Annotated in this window: 2 protein-coding genes; one reads left to right on the top strand and one right to left on the bottom strand. The window is 57.4% G+C overall.

The genetic code is table 11. The features are described 5' to 3' along the window. The coding region (locus K8I61_16215) for an SDR family NAD(P)-dependent oxidoreductase (protein MBZ0273583.1) at positions 1 to 357 on the bottom strand (357 nt) is incomplete at its 3' end. 17 nt (positions 358 to 374) lie between these two features. Here K8I61_16215 and K8I61_16210 point away from each other — a divergent pair. Further along, complete coding sequence (locus tag K8I61_16210; protein ID MBZ0273582.1) at positions 375 to 1,520, top strand: hypothetical protein; 1,146 nt, start codon at positions 375 to 377, stop codon at positions 1,518 to 1,520. Positions 1,521 to 1,736 lie beyond the last annotated feature (216 nt).

Below are 1,736 nucleotides of genomic sequence, written 5' to 3'. Positions count from 1 at the left end.
GAACAAAAAGCTCGGCAAAAATCGCCCGATCTTCGTCAGCGCCGCGAGCGGGAAGGGGAAGTCGACGATCGCCTTTTTCGCGCGGATGCCTTTCCAGATTTCGTCCGCGCATTTTTCCGCGGAGATCATGAACGGGAGCTTAGGCGTTTTCGGGCCGTGGATCGGCGTATCCACGAAACCCGGATGCACGACGGTCACGGCGATGCCGCGGGGCTTGAGGTCCAGGCGAAAGCTCTCCAGAAACGTCGTGACAAACGCCTTGGTCGCGCAGTAGGTCGCGCTTTTGGGCAGGCCGCGATAGGCGGCGAGGCTCGAGATGCCGACCAGGTGCCTCACGCGGCGCTTGACCTGCGTCAATCATCGTTATTTTCTCGTTGACCACCGGTCACGAAGCACCCTACCTTCATGTCGTGAAACCCCTGCGTCGCATTCTGTTTTTCGCGTTCCTTGTTGTTTGCCTTGCCACATCGTTGACCTGCTCATGCGGCGACGACGATGACGACGCGGGCAACGACAACCACGACGACGACGATACCGACCCGGACGACGATTCGGGCGACGATGACGATGATAGTGACGATGGCACTTGGGAGGATATCAAATACGCCGGGTGGCTGATTTCAGAGACAGGCATCTCGTATGCAAGCTCGGGACAATGGGGCGCCGAGACGGCAATCGACATCGCGCCAGCGAAATTGACGTATCCGCCGCGCGAATACAGCAATACGATCTACCTCTTCGAACTGCGCGAGCCGGCCGCGGTCTACGCGCTTAAAAATACCGTCGCGAACGAACTATACGACAGCGGCGACGATTCGGCTCTCAAATCGATCGGATTTTTCTCGGTCGACGAGTTCTTTGCGAAAATCGAATTGCACCCGGACGAAAAAGGCGATGCCGGTTATGCGATCGTCAAGCGCACCACGGCGGGAGTTGAGGTCGTCAGTCTTGCGTTCGACGTCGCGGCTTTTTTTCAGGGTTTCGACGGCGAGTTATACGCTCACGACGGAACGACCATTTACGAGTATGACGGCGCGGCGTTCAATGAGGTTACGATATTCGACGACGGGGAATTCTCTTGGGTGTTTTCGCGTGGCGACGATTTCGCCGCCGTGCTAACAGACGGCCGGTTTGCGTGGCGCGAATTGGGCGCGTGGAATGCGTTAGCGGCTCCCGCCGAAGTCTTCTGGAGTTTCGCGAACGCCAACGGTGCAGTTGTTCTTCGTTCGCTGGAGAACTCTCGATATTATCGATTTGACGGCGATGGATTCCTGGAGATCACTGGTCTTGTCGATTTGGATTGCGGCGGGCGGGCCGGGATTCTGGACGATGATGCGTTCGTGATTTTCTGCGAGCAGGAGCCGTTATTTGTCGGGTGTAGCGGCGGCAGCCCTTCGACATTTTACGAGATCGTCATTGCCGTCGACGATACGAGGTCCTGCCGTACTAACCAATTCTCCACTTCCGGCGGCATACTCCACATCGATGGAACTTTGACGGGTTCGTACGTCTACCACTGACGGCGTGCGGCCTGCGTCACCCGCCGATCCTCAATCCTCAATCCTCGATCCTCAATCCTCATTTCTTCCCTCCGCCCACCATCCGATCGAACAAAAAGCTCGGCAAAAATCGCCCGATCTTCGTCAGCGCCGCGAGCGGGAAGGGGAAGTCGACGATCGCCTTTTTCGCGCGGATGCCTTTCCAGATTTCGTCCGCGCATTTTTCCGCGGAGATCA

The sequence above is a fragment of the bacterium genome (assembly GCA_019912885.1).
In the GTDB taxonomy this organism is placed as follows: Bacteria; Lernaellota; Lernaellaia; order JACKCT01; family JACKCT01; genus JAIOHV01.
The sequence above is the reverse complement of the archived record's forward strand: the minus strand, read 5'-3'. Positions and strand labels throughout refer to the sequence as shown.